Source organism: Desulfonatronovibrio hydrogenovorans DSM 9292, from assembly GCF_000686525.1.
Lineage (GTDB): Bacteria > Desulfobacterota > Desulfovibrionia > Desulfovibrionales > Desulfonatronovibrionaceae > Desulfonatronovibrio > Desulfonatronovibrio hydrogenovorans.
On record NZ_JMKT01000009.1, the window covers coordinates 285,769 to 307,559 of the forward strand.

Sequence of the window (21,791 nt, forward strand, 5' to 3'; positions counted from 1 at the left end):
TTACACCACCAGCAGTTTGATATTGACTTGAGTTGCCTTGGCAAGGGTCACCGCAATAGGAGATCGCTTGACTGTCTGCTCCCAAACCTGGCGGACCTTGGTTTCATCGTCCATGGTTGATGCAAAGCATTTGACCTCAATACTGGAAAAGCCAGGATCACCATCTTCAAGCCCCAGATGAGCCAGAACATTAATCAGCCTGGCCCGCACGGTGATTTCAATATCATCAATTTCCAGACCGCTTTTGGAGCATTCAGTTGCATAGGCAGTACTCAAGGACGAGCCCAAAGCACCGAGCATGGCTTCCACTGCACAGGGATGAGTATCCTTTTCTTCAAAGCTGACTGGCTGGCCGAGTTTCCAGGAAAAATTGCGGCAATATACTGTACTTTCCAGATGACCTGTGGAGCGGGTCCTGACCCGCCATTCATATTCCTTGGCCTGCTCCTTGTCCTTTTGTAGAGCTTCCTGTTCAGAGTCTTCTCCACTTTTGGGCTCTCCCCTGCGGATAAAATAGCGCACATAGCCCTTGCCTTCCAATTGACCCAAATAGTGGTGACCGGACATCCGGCACCATGGGGGCAAATCATCAGCAACAGTCGGCTCGCTGCTGCGCATTTCCAGAATCCCGCCTAGCTGGACCTTGAGCATATTTTCCCGGATCAGCAGGATCAGCCCTGATCCGCAGTCCAGATCCCCCCCATCAAACACCTGGTCTGGAGTTACTTGTTCAAGATTGGTTTGTCCTGATTGTGCTGTCATGGGATGACCTTTTGGCTGATAGTTGATGCTTACAATATTTATAAAATATCCAGAGATAGATGAAATAACCCACAGGAAACCGGACCGGACAGTCAGTGTCCCTGCGGGTTATTTCCGGATTACGAATCAATAACCAACGCAGGGAGAACCGGATGAAAGCCATTCCACCAGTGCTGCTCCGCCAGCTGGGGTAGCCCCATCAACCAGGTCGTTTTCCCCGAGTCCGCGTTTTTTCAGACAAGGAGTGCAAACGTATACCTTACCCCCTGCATTGACAAATTTGCCAACCAGTTCTTTAAGCGGTGCAAAGGGCGCGCCCTCATCAATCTTTTCAGCTTCCCCTTTGACAGCGCAGTAAACACCGTCAGAGCTGAGAAAAACCATGGTTTCCTTTTCACTACCCTGAGCAGCGTTGGCTACCACAAATCCAAGAGTGGCCTTATCACCGTCAGTCCGGCAATGGGTAATAGTTACGCAGAATTTGTCAGCCATGTTTCACTCCTTTTTTAGTTCAGGTTTGTATTCTACAAGGTAGTATGGATGGACCATGTCCAAAAGGGCATTTTTGGTCATCCTGCACCATGCGGGAAACTCAATCGGAGCTGCCGGATCTTTGGAAATAAGAAGAATCCTGTAACCCGGAGGCATTGGTTTCAGGTAAGTGTACAGATTGATGATCACCCGGCCGCAGGTTTCATCTCCACCATCAAATTCATCATCAAATTCCCAATGATCAGGATAGGCTTCAGACATCAGCTCCTCAAAAAACAGCTTATTAAAAACGTATATATTTTACCTTTTGATTTATAGTGTAGGACACCATTCAAAAAATGGTCAAATTGATAATAATAATTCAAGAAGTATAAAACTATTCAGGATTTTTATGAGAGGTTTTTTATTTAATGCTTGATTATGACCAAAAGAAAGAATGGACGGTAATGGAGGTGACCTGCCAAGTCTTGCTGACAGGCAGAATTGATGGATAGGTGGCAGTTAGTCTTCAGTGGGGCAAATGTTCAACGGTTGGATGAGTTGGCTTTCAACAGTTTTCCGGACCCAGTCCTTGCCCCTAGTCTGTCCCTGGAGATGCCAGGCTGTGAGCTTTTGAGCCAGTTCAACAGCTCTTGTCAGACCATGTTGACGGATCCTTTCCAGCTCGTTCCAGTCTGAACCGGAGCTTATCAATTCAAAGGCCCGGATGAGTTCTGGAAACAAAGCCCGGGAAAGAGGCTGGATCAGGCAGAGATAAAAACCCATTGAAGCCTTTTTTTCATGCCTGATGATATGCGCCAAAAGTCCCTGTTCATGGGTGTCTGCCAGGAGATCCTTGACCGCCCTGGCAACTCTTTCCACCAGGGTGTTGGCATGGAGAGCCACAAGCTCTTGCCAGATCTGCAGGTCGAATTCCTGCTGGAGTGCTTCTCCCAATTCATGGTGCACCCAGGTATCTGACTCATCCAGGGCCATCTTCCACAGGGTTTTCCGATGACTTTTGGATACGTCCATCATGTTGTCCACATCCAGATCATACTGGGCAAGAGCAAACCTCAAGGCTTCCAGGGTAGAGGCTTTTTTTTCAATAATAACATCCCACAGGTAAGCAGCCATGACCTGGGGCCTGATGATGATATGGTCACCCTGGCGCATGGCCGGAGATGCAAACAGGTCCCTGGCCAGCTCCTTGTCCAGAATGTGGACATGCATATTTTTGATGGTCTTACTTTCTAAAACAGTAGCCAGAAAAAAAGTTGGTTTCATGCCGGTGGCATACCCGGCTCCGTAGAACAGTCCGCTCTCTGAAATCCTTGCGTTGATCAGATCAGTATCAAAAGGATCAAGGTCCTGCCCGTTGATCCGGATGGCATTCAGATCCTTGCGGTTGGATCTCTCCCACTTGTCCTCCCTCATCTCCACCCAGGAAAGAAGATCCTGGTAGTCAGGCTCATCCCAGGGTTCAAGGCCTTTTTCCCATTTGTAGTAATCTCTCATCCGGAGCAGAAAACCGCACAGGGAGAATACACCGCCGAATCGAGCATCAGAGATAAGGCAGTTTAAAAGGACCTGATCTTTAATGTTGTCCGAGTCACAGTCCATGATGCAATGTCCAGGAGGTTAAAACCAAAGGTTTAATTGTCAGAAATAGGAACAAGACCTGATAAGGCCAAGATGCTTAATGGAATCATGATTCAGCTTTAAACTCAAGAAAAAAACAGAATCTTCTCCATTAAGCATTCTGGAGGACAAGGCAGTGTTGAACAGAGCAGAATTTGAATTATGAAGTCTGGTCTTTTGACTGATACGTTCCACCAGCCAGCTCGACCTCACTAAGGACCATCTCAGTCAATTCATCAATTTTAACCTGAACCTCAGGAGTCAGCTTTTCGCTCCAGGGAGCAAATTCCTTGGGCTCAACCCCGATAATCACGCATTCTGGACGGCTGCCAATGAGCTCACAATGGGTCAGGGTTTCCACCAGGTCAGCCTGATGCATGGAGTCTTTAAAGGCCATGCTTTTTCTGAGATCATCTCCAATCAGCCGGTAAACCGTACCTGGAGGCATTTTATTCAGGACAGCGTCCACAACCACAAGATAATCACACTCCATGATATAGTCCATGAGCCGGATGCCCAGGGTGCCCCCGTCCATGACCCGGACATTGTCTGAAAATTCGAACTCAGACTCCAGCTTTTCAACAACCCGGACCCCTACCCCTTCATCTCCAAGAAGGATGTTTCCTACCCCTAGAACCAAAATTTTCTTCATTCCACTATCCATAACAGATTAAGGTTTATCCGGAATAACAGCCTACTGCAGCTGAGAACAATAAACAGCTTGCCAAAAAGCACAAAGGACACAGGGCTCTGAGGGGTCAGGCATCAGTACCTGTGCCGCCCCCTCTCAGTAACCACTGCGTCCTTTGTAGCAGCAAGTAGAATTGTTCTGATTTTCAAAATTGTGGCCAGCTGAACCTAGCTGGCCTTGAACTTATAAACCTCGTTGGTTTTCGGGTCAATGACATGCACTCCGCAGGCAATGCATGGATCAAAAGAATGAATGGTACGCAGGATCTCCACCGGTCTTTTGGGATCAGCCACTGGAGTTCCGATAAGTGCCTGTTCAACCGGGGCAAGTATTCCCTTGGCACATCTGGGACCAAAGTTCCAGGTGGTGGGAACAACCAGCTGAAAATTTTCAATCTTGCCGTCTTTGATTTTAATCCAGTGGCTGAGGCCACCCCTTGGTGCGTCTGCGAACCCGACACCTTCAGCCTCATCCGGCATCTCCCAGTCCTGGGCGATTTTGGTGTCTCCAGCAGCCACATTATCTTCAAGCTCTCTTAGCCAGTCAGCAGTTTTTTGGGCAATTACCAAGGCCTTGACTCCCCTGGCTGCTGTCCGGCCCAGGGTTGAGTGCAGGGCTTCAGGCCCAACCCCTAAGTGTCTGAGCACTGTGTCCACAGCATTGACAATTTCCGGCTGACCTTTGGCATAGGCCACCAGCACTGAAGCCAGAGGGCCAACTTCCATGGCCTGATCATTGTACCTGGGAGCCTTGGACCATGAATAGCGTTCCTTGTCGTCATAACTGGTGTACTTAGGTTCAGTCACACCTTCATAGGGATGCTTGGCTTCTTTACCTTCATACCAGCTGGCTGCCACATGTTCATAAATTGCACCCGGATCAACAGTATCCACCCTGGACAGATTTCTGTTCAAAATCACTCCAGGAGGAATCCACCTGCTTTCAAGGTCCTGTTCATTTTTAGGGAATTCCCCGAAGCTCATGTAATTATGGGTTCCACCGATCCCTGCCCAATCCTTATAAAATGAGGCCACAGCCAGGAGGTCGGGAATATAAACGTCTTCGATAAAATCCCTTGTTTCTTTTAACAACTCTGCAAACTGGTCAATTCGTTCCTTTCTCAGCCCATCATAACAGGTTACCCCGCCTACAATAGTAAACTGGGTATGGGGATTTTTTGAGCCATAGATGGCCATCATTCTGGCTGCCTTGACCTGGAGACGCAGAGCTTCCAGGTAGTGGGCCGTGGCAATCAGGTTGACTTCTGGTGGCAGGTAATAGGCTGGATGCTCATCCAGAAAGTAAGCGTTGGTAAAAGGTCCGAGCTGCCCGCTCTCCACGAACTTGGTCAGCCTTTCCTGGACTGCTTTCAACTCCTGAGGAGTTGTTTTTCGAGGAGATATATCATTGGCAATCTGGGCTGCTTTCCTGGGATCTGCCTTGAGGGAACTGGTCACATCCACCCAGTCCAGGGCATGGAGCACGTAGAAGTGGACCACATGGTCATGCATGAACTGGGAAGCCATGACCAGGTTCCGGATTATTCTGGCATTCTCTGGAATCTCCACTCCAACCGCATTATCAACACACCTTGTGGAAGCAAGGGCATGGACATAAGTACAGACTCCACAGGCCCTCTGTGTGATATGCTGGGCATCTCTTGGATCCCGACCCTTCAGAATGATCTCCAGGCCCCGGAAGAGCTGTGAACTGGACCAGGCATTCTTGACCCGTCCGTTCTCAACCTCCACCTCCATTTTCAAGTGGCCTTCTATCCTGGTAACCGGATCAATGATAATGGGTCCGGAAAAATCGCTTTTGGGGGTCACCGGAATCACCGGTGCCGCCTGGGGTTTACAACCGGCCATATATAATTCCTCCTGATTTCATAAAATTTTTATTACAGAGAGGGCAGAGGCAGTTGAGTACAGCTGGCCTGACCTTGTTGCTCCTCTGTAACTGCAGATTATTCTCTGTGGTGAACTTTCTATTCAAACCATTGTTCTTGCAGACCGGAAACCTAAGCAGCAGATTCTGACCAGTCTGACCCTTGAACTGCTTAAAAGGGTTTACAGGTCATAAAAAGGACTCATTGTATCCCAGAAGTCCGGCTCGCTGCAGCCTATACAATGATGTCCGGCCTCAACCGGCCAGTTGGTCTGATTAAACTTGATCTTGGGACAATTGTTATAGGTCCAGGGCCCGCGGCAGCCCAGCTCATACAAACAATATCCCTTTTTGGCTTCTTCAGAATCAAAGGAATAGGCGAATTCTCCATTAATGTAGTGATCAAGTCGTTCGCACAATTCATGGACTGAAGTTCCATAAAACATGGTTGGCCGCATGAGCGAATCAACCTGAGGCATTCCTTCTGTCAGAAGATGGACAACGGTTCCCACAAAATTGTAAGGATTGGGTGGACATCCAGCAATGTTAATGGCCTTGATGCCTTTATCCTTTAAAAAGTCATTGACGCCCTTGGCTCCGGTGGGATTTGGAGCTGCAGCCTGTACCCCGCCAAAGTTGGCACAGGCACCAATGGCGATGGTGGCCTGGGCTTTAGGGATGATTTCATTGGCCATTTGGAGCATGGTGTGTCCGCCAACCTTGCCGTAAATCCCGTTTTCCTTGGTTGGAATAGCACCCTCCACAACGCAGATAAATCCTTGGGGAGCGTTTATTGCCTGCTCCAGGGCCTCTTCAGCCGCATCTCCGGCAGCAGCCATGATGGTTTCGTGATAATCCATGGAAATGGTGTCCAGGATAAGATCATCTACATAAGGCTGAATTGTCCGCAGCACCGACTCGGAACAGCCTGTGCATTCGGCAAAATGAAGATAAACCACTGAGGGCCTTCTTGGAGCTGTCAAGGCCTGGGCAACCTTGGGTGCAAAGGTTGCATCCATTCCCATAACAGCAGCCACAGTGGCACAGAACTTCATGAAATCACGCCTGGAGACACCATTTTGCTCCAGTCTCTTTTCTCCGCCTTCTTTACCAAGGCCTACACTGAATTTCATACCCCCCTCCTTATTAAATGGTAATCAACTGCATTATGTCGATCCAACCTGGCAAAAAGGCTGGCAGGACATTTTCTCACCCTTTATTCTTGCTGCTATTGAGGCCACTGCCCTGTCCACTCCATTCTCAACAACCTCGGTCATAACATTTGTAAATTCTTCAATTTTTTCAACTTCAATCAGTAGAATGTATATCTCCCCGGGCATTTGATCCGGAAAAAGTTCATATCCGGTTTTCAGGGTAGCTCCCAGAGTTATTGCATGGGAATTGGATAATGAGTGGGAAGAAAAAATATCGTCAACAGTTACCTCAACCACGGTCCCAGGCTGGTAACCCAGTTTACAGGCGTCAACTACAAAGGCCCGGTCATATCCCATGAGCCGGTCCAGGACATCCAGGCCTACAGTGTACAGCTCCTGAATATCCACTGAGAGGTCCATACTGGAAAGTCTCTGAACAACTTCAAGACCAGCCCTGTCATCCTGAAGAAGAGGGTTGCCTATGCCTAACGCGATGGTTTTACTGCAATTCATCAAAGTGCCGCCATGATATGGTTATTGGATTCAATGAAATTATTATTCTGGATTGTTCTCAAAGCTTGATAGCTTCGTCCTGGAATCGCGGAGAAGCATGAAGCGATCAAAGGAATATCCATGCTCTCCGCATTCCGGGACTGATTATATTAAGGGTTTAGAAGTTTTTCATTTGCCTTAGGATCTCACCGTCACTCTTGTAGATATTCACCTCAACTGGAAGCTGTCCAGCTGTGACCGTGTGGGTGGCACAGGCCAGACACAGGTCATACGGTCTGAAGGCCATTTCCACATGATTGAGAAGTCCTTCGGAAACATTTCCATCCTTGATGAAATGCTTGGCTGCAGTCTTGACAGCCAGATTTATGGGCGCATTGTTGTGGGTAGTTGATACGATGAGGTTTGCATTTTGAACTATACCGTTATCATCTGTGATATAGTGATGAATCAGGGTTCCCCGGTTGGCTTCGATGATCCCGACACCTTCACCAGTGCAGGAAGTAGGCTTGTTCCAGGTGTCTGAACCAGTAATTTCAGGATCTCTGGAAAGCTCAAGACACTTTTCAGCTGCAGCCAGTATTTCAATGGCCCTGGCCCAATGGTAACCGAGGATGTAATGAACTGGCTTTAATCCAAAAGTGTTATGAAACTTTTCAAAATGTTCCTGAGCCAGGGGAGTGCTCATGGAGTCTACCACGTTCATCCTGGCCAAAGGGCCCACGCAATAGATATTGGTGTCTGGTCCGCTCTTAATGCCGTCCCAGCTGCCAAGTTTCTTGTTATAAGGGAATTTAAGATAAGACCATGGTAGCACTCTTTCAGAGATAAAATCAAGGTACTCTTTACCGGTGAAAGTACCGACAAGATCACCTTTGGCGTCTATGACTTTCTGGGTACCGTCGTATAGGGTGAATCTGTTCTGTTCATCCACAGAAGCCATGTAGCCCACCTCGACCTTGTACATATCCCCTGTGACCAGTTCCATGTACTTGGGATTTTTAAGGACAACATCCTCAAAGACCTGAAGGGTCAGCTTACCCAGTTCAACCAACTCTTCTGACCATTTCTCAATCTGGGCCCTTTCCTCCTCACTCAGCCTCTTGGACCACCCACCAGGCAGTGCAGCAACAGGATGATTGGGTTTGCCTCCAAGAATCTCAAATATTTTGACTGCCAGACTGCGTTTTTGAAGGACCATCCTTCCTGTCTCAACACCTACAGCGTTGATGAGTCCGATAAGATTGCGTTCAGCAGGAGAGGCATCCGGACCGACCACAAAATCCGGGAAACCAAGGGCATACAGAATTGCCGTGTGGTCTTCTACGGTATGGGCGCTGTAGAAGAGTTCCCGTAGCTTCCTGCCCGTGGGCGGAGGAGTTACCCCGTACACGTTATCAGATGCTTTCATGGAACACAGAAAATGCACTGCCCTGCACACTCCGCAGACCGTGGATACGGTCCTTGGCACCTCTTCAATGGGCATGCCCTGCAGGAATTTTTCATACCCGCGAAATTCGACTGTCTGGAAAAAGGCGTCGTCAACATTGCCGCTTTCATCAAGGAAAATGGCGATCTTGCCGTGCCCCTCCAGGCGGGTCATGGGATTGATTTCTATTTTTTTCACTTTGCTTTCTCCTTTGATTTGTCCTCGACACATCCCTACTGCTTTTTTCAGCAGTTCTGTCACTTTACTCATGACTACCCCTCACGGGTTAAAAGAAGATCATTTGCCCGGGGTCAACTTCTGGTTAAGTATTCCTGCCGAATATGAGTACCGATAGCAGAATTTAGCCATATCATTAAATTTTTTAACAAATTCCTCCGCTGTTTCATCATCCTTCAAGCTGGAAGTAATGGTTGAAACACACCTTGCCCCGTAATCTCTGACACCGGGAATAGGACCTCCACAGCCACGGCATGGTATATTCACATTCAGACAGGATGCACCGCAATCACCCTGAGTGACAGGACCAAAACAGATATATCCCTGCTGAAGAAGACACTTATCTTCATCCGGGCGGCCGTCCACAGTCCTGAACACCTCTCCGATAGGCAGTCTTTTCTGATCATGGTCAGCTGGATTGCGTTTGCAAATGTCACAAACAGCTTTGCCCGAGGTGAGCCAAGATCCCTTGGCAGGCAGGTTTCCACTGACAATGGCCTGAACCAGCTGGGCAATGAAGTCATGGTGAGGAGGACAACCGCCTACAAAATAGTCAACCTCAACCAGCTGATCTATAGTACTGACCCGGTTGGTGAAAGCCGGAAGGGTCAAATCATACTTTCCTTCCCAGGTGCATTCGGGCTGAGGATAAATCCCGTCAGGGTTGTCAGTGCTGAAGGTGTCTTTATAAGCCTGACTGAACAGCTCCTCCTGGGAGTGACAGTCGCCCAGGGCTGCAATGCCGCCAAGGCTTGCACAGGCGCCAAAAGCTACCAGAGTCTTGGATTTCTGCCTCAGAACTTTAACAGTATGTTCGTTTTCCGTGTTTCTGATCATTCCATCAACAAAAGCCAGGTCAATGTACCCGTCTTCCATGGCTTCCAGGTCTTTGTACTTGACGTCAGCTACTGTGGGCGCCCAGAAAACCACATCCAAATGCCCCAGGGCGTCCAGTAATTTCTCTGACATGTCCACCAAAGCCATTTCACAGCCAGCACAACCGCCGGCCAGCAGAAAACCGAATTTTATTTTTTCAGCCATTTATGCATCCTCCTTGACAGGATTGGGACCAAGCTCCTGCAGCTCTCTGGTGAATTCCTCCACCACTTCGGCAAACCGCTTGCCCTCGGCTCCGGATATCCATTCCAGTCTGAAACGCCTGGGATCGAACCCTGCGTCTTCAATCATTTTCTTAAGTACGGTCATCCGGCGGGAAGTCTTGTAGTTGCCATCCTTGTAGTGGCAATCACCATAGTGACAGCCACCAACAAGTACACCATCAGCGCCCCTGGCCAGTGATTCAAGGATATACTCCGGTTCAACACTGCCAGAACAGGGTACTTTGATGAGTTTAATGGTGGGAGGGTATTTGCAGCGCAGGTTACCAGCCAGGTCAGCCCCGGCATAGGTGCACCACTGACAGGCAAACCCCACAATATTCGGATTGAAAGACATTTAATTATCCTCCTGGTTATCCCTTATTTATTTTTCTCTTTTCACTCTGGATTTCCGAGATGACTGCATCCCTGGGGGTCTGGCTGATGGCCGCAACCTGGGCAGGATCAAAACCCTGGGCCAGGGCCAGAACCTGGGTATAGTAGAACACTGGAATGGTGAAATCGATCATTCCACGTTCCTTGAGTATCTGCTGAGACATGTCGAATTGCAGAAAACAGGAGGAACAAGTGGTCACGATCATGTCCGGATCAATCTCTTCCTTCATGGACATGAGCTTATCTGTAAACAGCTTCAAAGACTTTTCTACGTCAGTTGAACGCATCCCGCCCATGCCGCAGCAGAACTCCAGCCGGCTGTAATGGGGAACCTCAGCTCCAAGAGCTTGAGTAAGTTCCTTGAGAATAGTCGGGAAAAACGAGTTCTTTTCCTTGACGTGATACACATCAGACGGCCACAGGATATGACAGCCAGGCTGGATAGCAGCCTTGAGGCCATCCAGAGAATAGACCAGGCTTTCCTTAATCTTTTCCGGACCAACCTTTTCATAAAGAACATGAGAAATATGATAGATGTTAGAGGTGCCTTTGAACTCACGATCAATGGCCTTGAGGTTCTCATTAACCCTTTTTTTCCGGGCCGGATCATCTTCAATAAAGTGCTTGGCCTCGCTCATGATGCCAAAGCAGCTGTTGCAGCCGGTCATCAGATCGATATTCTTATCTTCAGCCAGGATGATGTTTCGCGATGAGATGGCGCACCATGTATCCAGATCAAATGATGGGGCGGTTCCCCAGGCCGGACAGCAGGTGGCACCTTCCAGGTCTTCCACTTCAATCCCAAGGACGGGAAAGGTCTTGCGGAAGGACTGTTCAATGTCCGGAGCTTTGAACGGGATATTGCATCCCAGATATAAACCGAGTTTTTCCATTTCCAGCCTCCTTAATATAATCCCAGTTCGCCCATGGGGCTGTTTTCCAGTAGTGTCTGAATTTCCTTCTGCGCCTTTTCATTATAGGCTGAAGTAGGGGCTTCAGGTGCAAGACCGACTTTCTTCCTCAGTTCCCTGGCATCGCTGAAAACCGCATGGCCATAAGAATGAAGATTCATCTGGCTGGTGATGGCCGAGGTGGAAAAGGCCAGTTCATTGGCCTGATAACGCCTGAAGGCAAACACTACTTCCTGGGGTCTGACCCCCTGGGGACAGACTTCTGTACACCTGTTGCAGGCCTGACAGCCCCAGGATGAACTCTCCTCGATCATTTCTTCCAGCTGACCATCCAGAACCTTCTTGATGAGCAGCCGGCACAGGACCGGGAACCCGGCCTTGACTCCAGGGCAGACCGCTGAGCAGGCCCCGCACTGGACACACTTGAGTATGCCGTGCCCCCCAAGCTCCGTGATGGTCTTGACCCCCTCGGATATCTTTTCACTGTCTAATTTGATATAATCGGACATGTCTTCCTCCTAAGCAGTTAACGCGGCTATCTGGGCGTAAATCTGATCTTCTTCGTATCCATGCAGAATAATGGCTGCTGATGGACAGGCCGTGGTGCATACTCCGCACCCTTTGCAGGCTGTCATGTCGATCTCAGCCCTGGGACGGTCAGCCACCATCCTGAAGGTGATGGCATCATAGGGACAAAGAGGGATGCAGATGCCGCATCCACTGCACTTTTCAGCGTGAACTTCGGATATGATGGGATCGATCTTGACCTTGCCCTGAGCCAGAGGAACTGCAGCAACTGCTGCTGCACCCTTGGCCTGGGACACGGTGTCCGGAATATCTTTGGGACCCTGACAGCATCCAGCCAGGAAAAGACCACGGACTGAAGTTTCCACAGGTCCAAGCTTGGGATGGAGTTCGCGGTAAAAATGAGATCCGCAGAACTGCAGGCCTGTGGCCTGGGCCAGCTTCTTGGCGGTTTCGGGCAGCTCTATGGCTGTGGCCAGAACAACCAGGTCGGATTCGTATTCAATGGGTACAGCTCCTTCCATGTCATAGGCCAGAACCCTGAGCCGGTCTTCCGGCAGGACTTCCAGACCGCCTACTTTACCCTTGAGTATATTAATGCCCATCTTCCGGGCTCCGGTATAGTACTCATCATATTCCTTACCTGCGGCCCGGACATCAATGAAATGCATATTGATATTCAGGTCCGGATATTTCTCCTTGAGCAGCCTGGCCTGTTTGATCATGTACATGCAGCAGACCCTGGAGCAGTAGGTATGGAAATTCTCATCCCTGGAACCGACACAGGACACAAAAGTGATGGTCTTGGGTTTTTGCTGGTCTGAGGGACGGACAAGCTTGCCTCCGGAAGGACCAGTGGCTGATATGATCCTTTCCAGCTGCAGGGCTGTTACCACATTGGGGGAATCAGGGGCCAGCTCCTTGAACCACTTCTTGTCCATGACCTGATAGCCCGTGGCCACCACAATTGATCCAACCTTTATCTCTTCAATGGTTCCATTGGGATCAAACTGCTGGCTGCGGTCAATGGCATCAGCCGGACAGGCCTCCTGACAGGGGGCAATCATGGGCTTGCCTGTTTTCTTGCTGATCTTGGGTTCCTGACCAAACTTATGGCCTTTACAGCTGATACAGTTGGCAGCATCCACTACTGCCTTCTTGGGCACAGCCTGGGGAAAATGAATATAGGCTGCTCCCCTGGGTGACAGACCCTGGTTGAATTCATCCGGGATCCTGCCCTTGGTCTGCTCTACACAGACCTCGGCACAATCGCCGCAACCAGTACACTTCTTCCAGTCTATATAGCTCTGCTTATGGCGGACCTTGACAGTGAAGTTACCTATAAAACCCTCGACCTCTTCCACTTCGCTGTAGGTCATCAGTTTGATGTTGGGGTGATTGCCCACATCCACCATCAAAGGAGTCAGGATACAGGCTGAACAGTCGTTGGTGGGAAAGGTCTTGTCCAGCTGGGCCATGATCCCGCCAATGGACGGTTCCTTTTCCACCAGATAGGTGGTGTAGCCCATGTTGGCCAGCTCCAGGGCTGATGATATCCCGGCTACGCCTCCGCCAATGACCAAAGCTGCCTGGGTCACATCAACATACTTGTCCTCCAGAGGCTTGAGCCTGGATGCCTTGCCCACTGCACTGGCCAGAAGCTTCATGGCCTTTTCTGTGGCCTGCTCCGGATTGTCCGGATGGACCCAGCTGTCCTGATCCCGGATGTTGGCCATCTCAAACAGATACTTGTTCAGACCGGCTGACTCCACAGCCGCCCTGAATATGGGCTCATGGGTCCTGGGAGTACAGGCAGCTACCACAACCCGGTCCACCAGACCCTCCCTGATATCCTGCTTGACCAGCTCCTGACCCGAATCCGAACACATAAACAAATCCTTGCGGGCCACCACCACCTCAGGCAAGGCCTCGGCAAACGCCCGAACAGCCTCCACGTCGATGACGCCGGCGATGTTCGTCCCGCAATGGCACACATATACGCCAACTTTAGCCATGATCTACCTCCTAGGACCTTGGGTTTTAAAAAGACCCATCTGTTTTTGATGAGCCTTGGGACAGTAAGAAAATTTCAAAAATAGAATGCAGAGTTAACACGCCAAATCGGCATTGTGTGTTATTATGGAATATCCTGTGCTGCATGCGTACTTACTCCATGGAATTAGTTTTATTTCTGAAACTATGTCCAATACTTATTTTTAATCTTCTCTGATCGTAGCAATTGATTAAATCTATGAATATTTTTTGGCATAAAAGTAGGATAAGAATCCAAGCTCATGGTCAATTCGATCTTTCCAGGTCAGTTCAACAATGGCTGAACGATTTCTACTGGAGGGTTTAATAAAGGTTTTACAAACAATTCTTGTTGGGGTATTAAATTTTGCCTTTTTTAACTTTGCTTTTTTGAATCGTGGTGACCAAAAAGGCCTTGGGTGGTATTTCATCTTTAACTTTTTGCGAGGTAGGAAGTTATGAAATCGAAATTCACGCTCTGGATTGGAATTGCGTTTCTGGCAATGACGCCTTTTCTGTGGAGCTGCGCTTCAGATGAAGCCGCGGATCCCCATGGTGAGCCAGCCCAGGTATTCAGACTTTCCATGGCCACCTTCTGGCCATCCACTGCTTTTCAGGTGGCAGAAATGCAGAGACTCTGGATAGATGAAGTAGCCAGACGTACCGAGGGCAGAGTCGTAATAACCCTTCATTCAGGTGAAGTTCTGCTTGGAGCCAGGGAGATCTATAACGGGGTTGTCAGTGGTGTTGCTGACATAGGAACAACCTGCCCATCCTACACACCGGGCATGTTTCCACTGACCGAAGCCTTTGAGCTGCCTGGATATCGCAATGTCAATGCTGCTGCTGCTTCAGCTACCATCAATGAGGGATATAAGAAGATCAGAGATGACTTGGGAATAGATGAATTTGAAGATGTAAAGGTCCTGTTTCTTTGGGCCACCGGACCAGGGAATATAATGTCCAAAGCTCCGGTCAGAACCCTGGAGGATATGGCAGGAATGGAAATACGGGCTGTGGGCGGCACAGTTCCTTCCATTGAAAGCCTTGGAGCCACCACCCATGCCATGCCTATGTCTGAGTCCTATCTTGCCCTGGACCAGGGGCTGGTCAACGGGATACTTGCCCCCAACGAGACTTTGCGTGCTTTCAGACTGTCCGAGGTAATCAGCCATGTCACCAACACTCCTTTTCTTTATAATGTTGCTTTCATCAAGATCATGAACAAAAGGACCTGGGATTCTTTGCCTGCTGACATACAGGCCATTTTAGAGGAAATGAATGATGAATTCGCCATCAAGTATGCCACCATGATGGATGAATTCTCTCAGGACATCCTGGATCAGGCTGTTGAAGAAAGAGGAATTGAGGTAATCAACCTGACTGATGATGAGAGGCAGAGATGGCTGGCCAGAGTTGAGCCAGTGGTTGACAAATGGATTCAGAGAAGGGAAGGCCAGGGGCTTCCGGCCTCAGATGTGGTTGAGATAGTCAGGGAACTGGATGAAACATATTCGGATTATTACGGAAATTAGAAACTGATCTGAACTCGATTTCCCCGGACCGGCTGCAGACAATGGTCGGTTCGGGGAGTCATTTTTATTTGGAATGTTCAAATGTCCAGACTCGAAAAATTCATATTTGCCATGACCAGAAAGACCTCCCAGGTGGCCCAGGCTGCTCTGGTTCTGGTCATGCTGGTCATTGTAGCCAACATCATCATGCGCTCCTGGTGGAAACCCCTGCCTGGAAGTTATGAACTGGTTGAACTTTTGGGAGCTGTCATCCTGTCCATGGGGGCTGCTTATTGTGCCATGACCAGAGGACATGTTACTGTGAGCCTTTTGGTGGATAAACTTCCTAAGACCGGACAGGCAATTGTCGACCTTTTCACCAGTCTTGTCTCTTTTATATTCATTTCAGCCATCGGCTGGGGCCTCATCAAATACGGAACCATGGTTTCCAAAAGAAGCCTTGAAACCTCGACCCTGGGCATTCCGCTTTACCCTTTTTACTACCTGGTGGCCATCGGACTCATGATGCTGGCCCTGACCGCTTTGCTGGAACTGCTTAAATCCGTTCTCATTCTTATTGGTAAAAGGAATATAAAGTGACTCCCACCCAGGTCGGAATTCTGTCGGTTGTTCTTGTTTTTACCCTGATCATTTCCCGGATGCCGGTTGCCTATGTCATGCTGGTCATCGGGGTGGGCGGATACGCTTATCTCATTTCTCCGGAAGCGGCCCTGTCCATAGCCGCCTCATCCATTTACAATACTTTTGCTTCCTACTCCCTGATCGTGGTTCCCCTTTTCGTCTGGATGGGGTATATTGCCTACCATGCCGGAATAAGCAGACGCATTTATGATGCAACTTACAAAGTCATGGGTAGCCTGCCAGGAGGACTTGCCCTGGCTACCATCGGCGCCAGCACTGCCTTTGGTGCTATTTGCGGATCAACAACCGCCACAGCAGCCACCATGAGTGCTGTGGCGGTTCCGGAAATGAAGAGGTACAATTATTCCCGCTCCCTGGCCACTTCTGTGGTGGCCTCTTCAGCCATTTTGGGAGTAATGATCCCACCGAGCGTAATTTTTATCATCTACGGCATAGCTACCGGTGAATCCATTGCCCGGCTTTTTCTGGCCGGGATCTTCCCAGGCGTTCTGCTCATGACCCTGTTCATGCTGGTCACTTATGTCATGGTCCGTAGAAATCCCAAGCTTGCACCCACCGGACCCAGGGTAAGCATGAAGAAAAAGCTTAAGGCTGTGCTCAACGGGGGAGTAGAGGTCATATTAATATTTCTGGCTGTTATCGGGGGGCTCTTCATGGGCTTCTTCACCCCTACCGAAGCTGGAGCAGTAGGAGCTGCAGCCACCCTGGCTGTGGCAGTAGTCCGGCGTCAGCTGTCCTGGAAGGGTTTTTTTGACTCATTGCGGGATTCCATCCGTATTTCAGCCATGATCATGTTTCTGGTGGCTGGAGCCACGGTTTTTGGCCGATTCCTGGCAGTGACCAACATTCCCATGACCATGGCCCTGTGGGCTGCTGAACTGCCCATCCATCCGGTAGCTGTACTGGCAGTAATCCTGCTAATATATTTGATCCTGGGCTGTTTTATTGATGCCTTGGCCCTGATTCTGCTGACCATACCCATTTTTTATCCTGTTGCAGTCCAATTAGGATTTGATCCCATCTGGTTCGGGGTGATCATTGTCCTGGTGGTAGGCATGGGGGTCATCACTCCGCCTGTAGGGGCCAATGTTTATGTTGTGGCCGGGATAGTCCATGACACCCCGGTTACGACAATCTTCCGGGGAGCCTGGCCATATTTGTTGACTATAATGGCCTGCATCGCCATCCTGACTGCTTTTCCTCAGATCGCCCTTTTTCTGCCAGGTTTTTTCAGCGGTTGATCTGCTGAATTTTCATGATCAAAGTCACCTTCTGACTGAAGGCTCAGCACACTGGAACCCAGAACTTAACAAAGCAGGGAATCAAAACCCGGCCTTGAAACAACCCAGCTAAATTCATCAGCCTTCAGCCGGGATCCCCTTCTGAGCAGACCACCAGCCATAAACTCTGATTTATAATTCAATTTCTTTTTTGTCTGCTAACAGATTCAGAAATCAGTATCTTTTAGTAATTTATCCAATATTTTTTCTGATCTGGAGTTGACCCTTGATGTCAGAGGCAGATCAGTGTTAATAGGAAATCCTAAACTGATAATCCTTATTATAAGGAGGAATTGTATGGAGAAAATTTGGGTTTTAGCAGCAGACAACAGCCGGGCCAGGTTATTTGAAACCACTAAACGCACCGCCCTGGAAAAAGAAATCCAGTCAATGGTGCATCCAGCCGGAAGAAAAAGCGTTCATGATCTGGTGGAGGACCGTCCCGGACGAAACCCTCATGTGGCGGATTCTGAAAAGCGGGTTGCTTATGCCCCCTCGGTTGATCCCAAAAAACATGAAGCCCATCAGTTTGCCAGGTCTCTGGCTGGAATTTTGAACAAGGCTGCAAGGAATAATGAATTCCAGAAACTATACATCCTGGCTCCGCCGAGCATGCTCGGCATGCTCAGGGCCGAGCTGGACCATCATTCCAAAGAAAAGTTGCTGGCCCAGGTTGATAAAAACGTTACCCAGCTTAAAATGGAAGAAATCAGAAAACAACTGCCTGAATACATGTAATACCTTATACAACCATAACTTTTACAAGGAGGAAATCATGAGTTTCACCCTGCCTGAACTGCCCTATTCCAAGGACGCCCTGGCTCCTCATATCAGTGTCCAGACCCTGGAGTTTCATCATGGAAAACATCACAACACTTATGTAGTTAATCTGAACAAGCTGATCCAAGGAACTGATCTGGCCAGCGAATCCCTGGAAACGATCATTCAGAAGTCAGCAGGTGTTCCTGACAAATCCGGGATCTTCAATAATGCAGCCCAGGTCTGGAACCACACATTCTACTGGAACTGCATGAAGCCGGGTGGAGGAGGAAAACCATCAGGACCTGTATCAGAAAAGATTAATCAGGATCTTGGTGGATATGAAAAGTTCGTGGAAGAATTCAAAAATGCCGGTCTGACTCAGTTTGGAAGCGGATGGGCCTGGCTGGTGCTCAAGGGAGGCAAGCTGGAAGTAATGAAGACCCTTAATGCTGACACTCCCCTGGCCCACGGCATTAAGCCCCTTTTGACCATGGATGTCTGGGAACACGCCTATTATCTGGATTATCAGAACAGACGGCCGGACTACATTGATACCTTTATCAGCAGCCTTATCAATTGGGAATTTGTCAATTCCGGCTTAAGTTAATCACTCAGGAGCGCCGGGCATAGCCTTGTTCCGGTGCTCCCTTATCAAAAAGTACCCTGAAAAAAACCGGAAAGCATCTTTACTCCCTGGGCACGACTACCATCTGACCGGCATGGGAAATAATATCCACATCCACCCCGTAGACTTCTTTGATCATTTTCGATTTCAGTTCAGCAGCCCGGCCATGGTGAAACACCCGGCCATTTTTTAAAAACAGAAACTTATCCGTAAACCTGAAGGCCATGTTCAAGTCGTGCATAGTCATGACCGCTGCTATATCATGACCCTTGACCACCATCTTGATGGTCCGCATTATTTCCAGCTGATTCTTGAGATCCAGACTGCTGGTTGGTTCGTCCAGAAGAATGACTGTGGGCTCCTGCACCAGAGCTCTGGCAATGCACACCTTTTGCAATTCTCCCCCGCTCATCTGATCGATATGCCTGAGAGCCAGGTGTTCCAGTCCCATACGTTTGATGGCTGCGTCCACAATGCTCAGGTCATGGTCAGAAACCTTCCAGCGAAGATAAGGTTTTCGCCCCAGTAAAATAGCGTCAAAAGCAGTCATCCGTCCGGCTTCACTTTTCTGGGCGACATAACCCAACCGCCTGGCTATCTCTCCGGCGCTCATCCTGAAGACATCGGCGTCTTCAACCATGATCACGCCCTTGCTGGGGTTCAGAATTCTATTGACACATTTTAAAAGGGTTGTCTTGCCCACACCATTCGGTCCCAGGATAGTCAGCATTTCCCCGGGATCAACGCTGAAATCAAGATCCTGCAAAACCAGACACCTGTCATATCCAATACAGAGCTCACGTACGGCAAGGATCATCTGATCCTCCTCCTGATAAGCAGGTAAAGGAACGTGGGGGCCCCTAGAAAAGCAGTAAGAATTGAAACCGGCAGAACGTGGGGTGCAAGCATGAGTCTGGCTACGGTATCCGAGGCCAGAAGCAAAATTCCGCCGGTCAGGCAGGATGCAGGCATTAGAAAGCGGTGATCATCCCCGATTACTCTGCGGACTATATGGGGACAAATAAGCCCCACAAAACCAATGATTCCAAGGAAAGAAACTATGGTCGCAGTAACCAGGGAGGCTACCATCATTCCGGCCATCCTGACTACTTCAACCCTGACTCCCAGGCCTTTGGCAGTTTCGTCCCCTGCATCAATGGCATTATAATTCCAGCGGTTGTAGATGAAGAACAGCACTGATACGCCAACCACTGCCGCCATAATCCTGATCTCACCCCAGCCGGCCCGGGCCACATCTCCAAAGGTCCAGAAGACCATGGCCGCCAATTGAACATCATCGGCAAAATACTGGAGGAACATCGTACCAGCCCCAAAAAGTGACCCCAGGGCCACCCCGCTCAGAACCATAACCTCAGGGGTTGCTCCCCTGAGCCTGGCTATGGCCACGATGACCATGGAAGCAATCATGCAGAATATAAAGGCGATGATGGTCGTTAAATATGGATTGGCAATGGTTACAGCCCCAACCTGGGTACTCTGCATGACTCCGCTGCCCATGATCATGACCGCAAAAGCAGCTCCAAATGCTCCTGCCTGGGAAATACCCAGGGTAAACGGAGACCCCAGAGGGTTACGCAGGATTGACTGCATGGCTGCACCGGCAGCTGCCAGGCCTGCGCCGGCCAGCAAAGCAGCCAGGGCATGGGGAAGTCGGATATTGAGGATGATTATGTTAAACCTGGGATCAGAAGATAAACCAAAAAAAGTCTTGACTACTTCCAGGGCTGGAATGCGAACCGCACCAAGAGAAACTGCCAGGATAAAGAAAAACATACAGAGTACAAGAAGCAGGAAAAGGAATATGCATTTCCGCCCTATGTAAGCGTTGTATTCCTCTGGGCTGCGACCATTTTCAAAGTGGGACATGTTAAAATTATGCTCGGATTGAAATTAATGGATGAATACAAAGCCTAAGCCCAACCACATTGTTTTCTTTGCACCTGTTTCATTATAATTGAAACAGGATCATGTCAAAATTAAAATATTTTTTCCAAAATAGTAACACAATGCCTCAGATCCATGTCACATTGAGCAATCAAAGAGATCAGTCTTTCGGCATCACCCGGCATTAATTTACCCAAAGATATGGCCAGTTCCAAGATGCATATTTGACTGATGTTGACATCCTACTCTCCCTGAACCACGCTTTCATCGTGGCAGGTGAAGGGGTCTTACGGCGAAGATGATAAAATATTGCTATCAAATTTCGCCACTGACAGGCAGAATGAGCTGGCCATACCTGTTTGACCAAAGGGCCTGATCAAGGAAAAAACAAAGTCCAGACTGATGCTGAAAAAGGGAAGCAACATGACAGATGATCAAGCTAAGAACGACAAATCTAAACTGCCTGTTTTCGGATTGGACGCTTATTCTCCAGAAGAAATTGCTCATCGGGTGGAACATGTCGGGGCCAAAAAGGCTAAACTTCCAGTAACAACTACTTTGATGCTGGGCATTCTAGGGGGCGGTTTTGTTTCCCTTGGTGCCATGTATCAGCTGGTGGTCCTGGGCAACCCCTTATTAAGCCAAGGAAGTGCAGCCATCCTCAGTCCAATTTTCTTCTCCATGGGATACATGCTGGCCATGCTGGCTGGGACAGAAGTGTTTACCACCAATAACCTTCTGGTCATGAGCTGGGCTTCGAAAAAGATCTCCTCCCTGGATCTGATCCGGAATTGGAGCCTGGTCCTGCTTGCCAATGCTGTTGGAGTTGCCGGAGTAGTAATCATGTTCATTCTTTCTGGTCAGTCCGGTGCTCATGGGGGTGCTTTGATTGAAACAGCTCTCAACATCAGCTCTGACCGGCTTTCATATACTCCGGTCCAGATATTTTTTCAGGGTGTGCTTGGAAACCTTTTGCTCTGCACGGCTGCATGGGTGGCCATGGCCGGAAGGACAGTCACCGACAAGACCCTAGGGATGATACTCCCGATATCAGCAGTATATGCAGGAGGATTTCAACACTGTACCGGCAATATGTTCAACATGCTCCTGGCTGTTCTGGCCGGCTTGATAAAGAAAGATGGGGTGCAAAGAGTTGATATCAGCGTGACAGAGGCACTATTCAGTTTAAGTCTTGTTGCCTCCGGAAATATCGTGGGTGGCGGCGTCCTGATAGCCCTGGTCTATTATTTCATTTATCTGCGGAAAAACAGCCTTAAAAAATGATCCGGCCAGGGGATGA

General features: G+C 49.0%; 22 protein-coding genes. 6 read left to right on the plus strand and 16 right to left on the minus strand.

Annotated features, from left to right (window positions below; all coding sequences use genetic code 11):
- From P771_RS0106720 to P771_RS0106790, 14 genes are all read right to left on the minus strand, one after another.
- Entirely contained in the window at positions 1-762 is a 762-nt protein-coding gene (locus P771_RS0106720; protein ID WP_051617167.1) for a sulfurtransferase TusA family protein, read from the minus strand.
- A gap of 126 nt (positions 763-888) precedes the next feature.
- Positions 889-1,254, minus strand: coding sequence for a DsrE family protein (locus tag P771_RS0106725; RefSeq protein ID WP_028574546.1), 366 nt, complete (start codon positions 1,252-1,254; stop codon positions 889-891).
- 3 nt (positions 1,255-1,257) lie between these two features.
- Positions 1,258-1,515 carry a sulfurtransferase TusA family protein gene (locus P771_RS16770; protein WP_051617168.1) on the minus strand — a complete coding sequence of 86 codons (258 nt, stop codon included), beginning with the start codon at positions 1,513-1,515 and terminating at the stop codon, positions 1,258-1,260.
- A 240-nt stretch (positions 1,516-1,755) separates the two neighbouring features.
- Positions 1,756-2,856, minus strand: coding sequence for an Sfum_1244 family protein (locus P771_RS0106740; protein ID WP_028574547.1), 1,101 nt, complete (start codon positions 2,854-2,856; stop codon positions 1,756-1,758).
- A gap of 178 nt (positions 2,857-3,034) precedes the next feature.
- Positions 3,035-3,526, minus strand: a complete 492-nt coding sequence (locus P771_RS0106745) for a HyaD/HybD family hydrogenase maturation endopeptidase (RefSeq protein ID WP_244147301.1) — start codon at positions 3,524-3,526, stop codon at positions 3,035-3,037.
- 206 nt (positions 3,527-3,732) lie between these two features.
- Complete coding sequence (locus P771_RS0106750; RefSeq protein ID WP_028574549.1) at positions 3,733-5,433, minus strand: nickel-dependent hydrogenase large subunit; 1,701 nt, start codon at positions 5,431-5,433, stop codon at positions 3,733-3,735.
- A 201-nt stretch (positions 5,434-5,634) separates the two neighbouring features.
- The gene (locus P771_RS0106755; RefSeq protein WP_028574550.1) at positions 5,635-6,585 is read right to left on the minus strand and encodes a hydrogenase small subunit; all 951 of its coding nucleotides are present in this window, start codon (positions 6,583-6,585) and stop codon (positions 5,635-5,637) included.
- 33 nt (positions 6,586-6,618) lie between these two features.
- The gene (locus tag P771_RS16775) at positions 6,619-7,119 is read right to left on the minus strand and encodes a hydrogenase maturation protease (RefSeq protein WP_051617169.1); all 501 of its coding nucleotides are present in this window, start codon (positions 7,117-7,119) and stop codon (positions 6,619-6,621) included.
- A gap of 157 nt (positions 7,120-7,276) precedes the next feature.
- Complete coding sequence (locus P771_RS0106765; RefSeq protein ID WP_279614513.1) at positions 7,277-8,815, minus strand: Ni/Fe hydrogenase subunit alpha; 1,539 nt, start codon at positions 8,813-8,815, stop codon at positions 7,277-7,279.
- A 27-nt stretch (positions 8,816-8,842) separates the two neighbouring features.
- A complete protein-coding gene (locus P771_RS0106770; protein ID WP_028574552.1) occupies positions 8,843-9,823 on the minus strand; it encodes an NADH-quinone oxidoreductase subunit B family protein in 981 nt (326 codons plus the stop codon).
- A complete protein-coding gene (locus tag P771_RS0106775; RefSeq protein ID WP_028574553.1) occupies positions 9,824-10,237 on the minus strand; it encodes a hydrogenase iron-sulfur subunit in 414 nt (137 codons plus the stop codon). It lies immediately after the preceding gene.
- 16 nt (positions 10,238-10,253) lie between these two features.
- Positions 10,254-11,168 carry a CoB--CoM heterodisulfide reductase iron-sulfur subunit B family protein gene (locus P771_RS0106780; protein WP_028574554.1) on the minus strand — a complete coding sequence of 305 codons (915 nt, stop codon included), beginning with the start codon at positions 11,166-11,168 and terminating at the stop codon, positions 10,254-10,256.
- An 11-nt stretch (positions 11,169-11,179) separates the two neighbouring features.
- Positions 11,180-11,695: a 4Fe-4S dicluster domain-containing protein gene (locus P771_RS0106785; protein ID WP_028574555.1), complete on the minus strand. Its 516-nt coding sequence runs from the start codon at positions 11,693-11,695 to the stop codon at positions 11,180-11,182.
- Positions 11,696-11,704: 9 nt separating this feature from the next.
- The gene (locus P771_RS0106790; protein WP_028574556.1) at positions 11,705-13,726 is read right to left on the minus strand and encodes a CoB--CoM heterodisulfide reductase iron-sulfur subunit A family protein; all 2,022 of its coding nucleotides are present in this window, start codon (positions 13,724-13,726) and stop codon (positions 11,705-11,707) included.
- 474 nt (positions 13,727-14,200) lie between these two features.
- On the opposite strand from P771_RS0106790, the gene P771_RS0106800 reads away from it, so the two are divergent.
- The 5 genes from P771_RS0106800 to P771_RS0106825 all read left to right on the plus strand — a co-directional run bounded on the left by P771_RS0106800 (position 14,201) and on the right by P771_RS0106825 (position 18,568).
- Positions 14,201-15,277: a TRAP transporter substrate-binding protein gene (locus P771_RS0106800; protein ID WP_028574557.1), complete on the plus strand. Its 1,077-nt coding sequence runs from the start codon at positions 14,201-14,203 to the stop codon at positions 15,275-15,277.
- Positions 15,278-15,358: 81 nt separating this feature from the next.
- The gene (locus tag P771_RS0106805; RefSeq protein WP_028574558.1) at positions 15,359-15,856 is read left to right on the plus strand and encodes a TRAP transporter small permease subunit; all 498 of its coding nucleotides are present in this window, start codon (positions 15,359-15,361) and stop codon (positions 15,854-15,856) included.
- Positions 15,853-17,160, plus strand: a complete 1,308-nt coding sequence (locus P771_RS0106810; RefSeq protein ID WP_028574559.1) for a TRAP transporter large permease — start codon at positions 15,853-15,855, stop codon at positions 17,158-17,160. Before P771_RS0106805 ends, P771_RS0106810 begins: the two co-directional genes overlap by 4 nt.
- 336 nt (positions 17,161-17,496) lie before the next feature.
- The gene (locus P771_RS16780; RefSeq protein ID WP_035244003.1) at positions 17,497-17,937 is read left to right on the plus strand and encodes a host attachment protein; all 441 of its coding nucleotides are present in this window, start codon (positions 17,497-17,499) and stop codon (positions 17,935-17,937) included.
- 37 nt (positions 17,938-17,974) lie between these two features.
- A complete protein-coding gene (locus tag P771_RS0106825) occupies positions 17,975-18,568 on the plus strand; it encodes a superoxide dismutase (protein ID WP_028574560.1) in 594 nt (197 codons plus the stop codon).
- 79 nt (positions 18,569-18,647) lie between these two features.
- On the opposite strand, the gene P771_RS0106830 is transcribed toward P771_RS0106825, so the two are convergent.
- Together P771_RS0106830 and P771_RS0106835 are read right to left on the minus strand one after the other, a co-directional pair.
- Complete coding sequence (locus tag P771_RS0106830) at positions 18,648-19,403, minus strand: ABC transporter ATP-binding protein (protein ID WP_028574561.1); 756 nt, start codon at positions 19,401-19,403, stop codon at positions 18,648-18,650.
- Complete coding sequence (locus P771_RS0106835) at positions 19,400-20,473, minus strand: FecCD family ABC transporter permease (RefSeq protein WP_028574562.1); 1,074 nt, start codon at positions 20,471-20,473, stop codon at positions 19,400-19,402. The genes P771_RS0106830 and P771_RS0106835 overlap by 4 nt, the downstream gene beginning before the upstream one ends.
- A gap of 441 nt (positions 20,474-20,914) precedes the next feature.
- Here P771_RS0106835 and P771_RS0106840 point away from each other — a divergent pair, with 441 nt between their 5' ends.
- Positions 20,915-21,775 (plus strand): formate/nitrite transporter family protein, encoded by an 861-nt coding sequence (locus P771_RS0106840; RefSeq protein ID WP_161635949.1) that lies wholly within the window; start codon positions 20,915-20,917, stop codon positions 21,773-21,775.
- Positions 21,776-21,791 lie beyond the last annotated feature (16 nt).